Annotated in this window: 5 protein-coding genes and 2 pseudogenes; 1 reads left to right on the forward strand and 6 read right to left on the reverse strand. The window is 41.1% G+C overall.

Annotated features, from left to right (window positions below; all coding sequences use genetic code 11):
• Positions 1–485 precede the first annotated feature (485 nt).
• The 3 genes and pseudogenes from ACEYV4_RS09070 to ACEYV4_RS09080 all read right to left on the reverse strand — a co-directional run bounded on the left by ACEYV4_RS09070 (position 486) and on the right by ACEYV4_RS09080 (position 1,819).
• Positions 486–807: pseudogene (locus ACEYV4_RS09070) on the reverse strand (carboxymuconolactone decarboxylase family protein).
• Positions 808–826: 19 nt separating this feature from the next.
• Positions 827–1,243 carry a cupin domain-containing protein gene (locus ACEYV4_RS09075; RefSeq protein WP_373842967.1) on the reverse strand — a complete coding sequence of 139 codons (417 nt, stop codon included), beginning with the start codon at positions 1,241–1,243 and terminating at the stop codon, positions 827–829.
• 99 nt (positions 1,244–1,342) lie between these two features.
• Positions 1,343–1,819 carry a flavodoxin family protein gene (locus ACEYV4_RS09080; RefSeq protein ID WP_373842968.1) on the reverse strand — a complete coding sequence of 159 codons (477 nt, stop codon included), beginning with the start codon at positions 1,817–1,819 and terminating at the stop codon, positions 1,343–1,345.
• 55 nt (positions 1,820–1,874) lie between these two features.
• On the opposite strand from ACEYV4_RS09080, the gene ACEYV4_RS09085 reads away from it, so the two are divergent.
• Positions 1,875–2,753 carry a LysR family transcriptional regulator gene (locus ACEYV4_RS09085; protein ID WP_373842969.1) on the forward strand — a complete coding sequence of 293 codons (879 nt, stop codon included), beginning with the start codon at positions 1,875–1,877 and terminating at the stop codon, positions 2,751–2,753.
• On the opposite strand, the gene ACEYV4_RS09090 is transcribed toward ACEYV4_RS09085, so the two are convergent.
• The 3 genes and pseudogenes from ACEYV4_RS09090 to ACEYV4_RS09100 form a co-directional block, all read right to left on the reverse strand.
• A complete protein-coding gene (locus ACEYV4_RS09090; RefSeq protein ID WP_373842970.1) occupies positions 2,750–3,088 on the reverse strand; it encodes a branched-chain amino acid transporter permease in 339 nt (112 codons plus the stop codon). The genes ACEYV4_RS09085 and ACEYV4_RS09090 overlap by 4 nt on opposite strands.
• Positions 3,089–3,793 (reverse strand): AzlC family ABC transporter permease, encoded by a 705-nt coding sequence (locus ACEYV4_RS09095; protein WP_373842971.1) that lies wholly within the window; start codon positions 3,791–3,793, stop codon positions 3,089–3,091. It abuts the gene before it with no gap.
• 136 nt (positions 3,794–3,929) lie between these two features.
• Positions 3,930–4,385 (reverse strand): annotated as a pseudogene (locus ACEYV4_RS09100) (GNAT family N-acetyltransferase); the annotation flags it as partial.
• Positions 4,386–4,618: the final 233 nt, after the last annotated feature.

A 4,618-nucleotide genomic window follows, 5' to 3' on the forward strand; every position in this document is an offset into this window, starting at 1 on the left:
ATTTTTTGAAACCATAAACTTACCTCCCAATTCCAATCCATACTCGTTATCTGGTGGTTGGTTGGTTAAAAATCAGCTCCTTAATAGCACGCATGAATTTATAAAATTTATATTTTATAAATTCCATTTTAGAAAAAAAAATAGCAATATTTAGAGCATAAATATTTTTATTATGTAAAAGTTAATTTTAAAGCAAAATGGTGAAACGGCTTGGGCGAGTAACAAATTTACGATTAATTGGTCATTTTTAGGTTAATGAGAAGAATTTGAATTAGTTTTTAGCTATGATAATTTTTTCATACTTAATTCACAATTGGTTAATAATCGCTGAAATAAGATCAACTATTTTGCGCTTCTATCATCAAACATGACCTTCCTTTAAACAAAATTAAGCCCCACCAGAATTCTGGTGAGACTTATCTTAGGAGATAATCTTATTAATTATGATGATATTTAACGCTGCTGTTAAATGAATTGTAATTTAATCAGTCGTTACCCCAGACCTTCTTGGCAACAGCGAAAGCAGACCAAGCATTTGGCCAACCAACGTAGAAAGCTAATTGGGTGATCATTTCCACAATTTCTTCCTTCGTGATCCCGCTTCTTAGCCGTTTGCATATGGTAAGGTAACTGGGCAAAGGCCCCCTTGGTAATTAAAGCGGTCACGGTCAGGAAGCTCCGGTCACGTGGGCTGAGTTCTTTTTCACGAGACCAAACCTGACCAAACAGAACATCATCGTTTAATTCCGCAAATTTCGGCGCAAAGTCACCGAGTTGGTCACGACCAGCAGTTTGCTTTTTTGCCATGGTAAACCCTTCCTTTCAATTATTTACTTAATTTATCGTAATAAGCGTCATCGACCTTTTCACACCACTCACTGGTTCCCTTGGTGATGGCAATGTGGGAGAACCAGGAATCCTTGGTGGCACCATGCCAGTGCTTAACACCTTCGTGGATAACAACCACGTCACCAGGCTTGAGCAGACGAGCTGGCTTACCTTCTTCTTGATACCAACCCTCACCGGCGGTTACCAGGAGAATCTGGAAGCCGTTGTGGTGAATGTGCCAATCGTTTCGACAACCGGGTTCAAAATTAACGTTAGAAATGTTGATATCAACGTTGTCATCAGGGGCTACCAAACCATTCAGATAGCTGGTACCGATAAAGTACTTGGCATAAGCGACGTTCTTTTCGCCAAAGCCAAACATGTCTTTCTTTACTGCTTCTTCGTTTTTAGCCATGTTTAGAATCTCCTTCATTGATTGATTACCTTTAGTATAAGGAGACCTTCAATTAATGTGAAATGCTTATTATAAGTACTATTCCATACAAAAAATGAATTATAGTTTTCGTAACCAAGAAGCTAGCGTCACGGGACTAAAGTGTGGATTAACGTGAGTCAGAACATGGTAGCCAGGGCCAATCGTCAGCTTACCAGCATGGGCGATAAAATCCTGCTGGTAATTACCGGTATCACTCCAGCCCGTGCTAAATGGAGCAACTAATCCTTGGTAGCCCTGAAGCTGAACTAACAATTTCATTATTGGTGACGAAATCTGTCCATCCCAGACCGGACCGCCAACTAAAAGAACATCATAATAACTTAGGTCAGGTAACTTGGTCGTCAAATTTGGCAACTGACCACTGGCCCGCTGTTTTCGATAAATTTTATCAGTAGCGGTCATATCATTAGGAAAGGTCTTATCCGCTACCCGAATCCGTAAAATATCAGCTCCGGTCAATTGGTGAATCTGACTAGCCACCTTGGCAGTAGTATTAAATTGGGAATAATAAAGGATCAATGCTTGCTTTGCCATGAAGAGGACTCCTTTGCGCTATAATGAATTTATCAACAATTGGAGGTAATCAATTTTGGATACCCGCGTTTTAAAATATTTCCTAACCGTCGCCCAAACTAATAATATCACAAAGGCGGCAAAACAGTTGCATATCACCCAGCCAACCCTTTCCCGGCAAATCATGGACTTAGAAAAGGAACTGAATATCACCCTTTTCGATCGTAACCAGCGGCGAATGCAATTAACCAAGTCAGGTGTTCTCTTCCAGCGTCGAGCAACTACTATCCTGCAACTACTGAATGAAGCCAAAACAGAGCTTCACCAAAAGAAAAACGAGCTGACCGGAACGGTTAACCTGGGTTGTGTCGTTTCCAACGTTTCGTCATTTCTAATGCACCTGGTCGACCAATTCCAACAGGCTCATCCAGACGTCTTCTTTAACCTGTTCGATGGGGATGGTGACTTTCTCCGGCGGCAAATCGATGAGGCCGAAACGGAACTCGCTTGTCTCATTGAGCCGGTCGAAGCCGCTAAGTACAACTACCTCGTGTTACCCACTCGTGAACAATGGGGAATTATCTTACGTACTGATGATCCCCTGGCTCAGAAAAAATGTTTTACCAAAGAAGATCTTTATAAGTTGCCGTTGCTGATTCCGCACCGTAACATTGTCCGTGACGAGGTCAGTGAAGTTCTAAAGCTCGACATGCACAAGCTCAACGCCAAGGTCAGCAACAACCTTCCCAGCAACGCGATGGCCTTAATCCGTTCTGGGCATTACTATGGTTTAGCAATCAAGGGAATCGTAAACCTTTATCATGATTCTTCCATCACCTTTGTCCCTTTCAGTCCAATTTCTACTACCGGTCACGTCTTGGTCTGGAAGAAAAACCGGGCCCTTTCCCCGGCTGCCGAAGTCTTTCTTCAATTTGTAGCAGCTCACTGTAATTAAAAAACGTAATTTACCAATAAAATATAGGAAACTGTTCCCACGATTAAGGAGAGAAACATGCTTCGGCGCCAGAGGTGGATCAACACGGTGATTATCCCGGCTAATAAATCAGGCAAGCCGTGGTTACCCGATAGCAAGTTAATGTTTCGATAACAATAAACGACCAGCATGCTCATGATTGCAGCTGGCAGGAAGGTACCTAGCCCTTTGATAAAGGGCGATAAGCCTTCTTTTTCTTTCTTGCCACTGGCAAAGAGGCGAAAAGGTAAATAACGGGTCAAGAAATTAGTCACTGCCGCGATGGCAATGGTAACAATTCGTTGCCACAAAAACATTTAATTTCCGCCTCCCCGTAATTGACGACGGTAAAAGTAATAATACTCGCCGACTAAAATTAACAGGGTAGCAATCAAAAAGTACGTCTTACCGAAGAGTAGCAGGCAAGCAATTGTGATCACCAGTCCGCTGATTGAACTGATATGCTTTTTTTCTTTCAAGAATTGTTCTAAGGCAAGGACGATAAAGAGCGCCGTCATTACAAAATCCAAACCCTTCACCTGGATATTCATAGCACTCCCTAAAAAGCCGCCCAGAAAGGCACCTAAAACCCAGTAAAAATAGTCCATAGCGGTGATCCACAGTTGGACCGTCCGCAAATCACAGCCATTTGGCACCCTAGTCAAATTATAGTTGATCACAAACGTTTCATCGGTTAATCCGAATAATAATAACCATTTTTGCCAACCATGATGGGGATACTTAGTCAACATTGAAATTCCGTAGAAGAACTGACGAAAGCCCACCACCGCAGTGATCAGGAAGACGTTGAGCGGGTCAAAATGCTGCAGTAAAAGATTAGCAATCACAAATTCAACCGAACCACCATAGATGGTTAACGCCATTAAGGTTGGATATAAAAATGAAAAGCCAAGGTTATGCATATAAAGTCCGTAACCAAGTCCCAAGATCACGTAACCAAAAAAGACCGGGCTCGAAGTTGTCAAAGCATAGCGGAAATCATACCAATGATTGTCCTTCAATATTTTCACTCCCAAATTCAATAACTAATGTCAATTCTAACAGATATAGGAGTGTTGCACATTAGTCACTTTTAAAAAGGCCCTCTTAACAAGGCTGCCAATCAGCAATCTGTTAAGAGAGTTTTATTCATCGGTATTATTTTTTGCTTTCCGGATGCGTCAATAAGGCATAGACATAGGAATTCTCATCAGGGCGGTATACCCCATGCAACTCCCCGACCTTGGTAAAGCCATTCTTAGTAATCAGGTGCTGCATTGCCTTGTTGTCTTCATGCGTGTCGATTCGAATCGATTTAATCTCTAGACGGTGAGTCTTAATATAGTTAATCACACTTGTAAAAAGAGCTGAGGCGTAACCCTTGCCGGTATGGTTGGAATGGATAGCGACCCGATGAATGACAACATATTTATCGGTATCGATTAACCAATCTCCATCAAGCTCATCATAGGAATGGTCCGGTGCTTCCACGATGGAAAGAACGCCAACCGTTTCATCATCATCAGCTTGAGCTAGGTAAGCCCAGCCGTGGTTAATATCTTCCTTGACGTGTTCAACATTTGGATAATCACCCTGCCATTGATCGATTCCTTGATTAAGATAGTACTACTATGCTAGTATGATGCATGATTTTTAAATTTATCTTTTAATTATATTTTTAGACAAATCAGTAAAATTTACATTGCAAAATTTTAATATCTTAACTATAATGTCTAGTTATAGGGTTTGACAGGAACTTTATTAAAAATGTAAGATATAATTAAAAACTTAAGGGTGGTTTCATTGCGTAAAAAGAAAGAACGTTCAACTTTTCAAAAAGTGACTAT

It is taken from the genome of Limosilactobacillus sp., from assembly GCF_041859915.1.
Taxonomy (GTDB): domain Bacteria; phylum Bacillota; class Bacilli; order Lactobacillales; family Lactobacillaceae; genus Limosilactobacillus.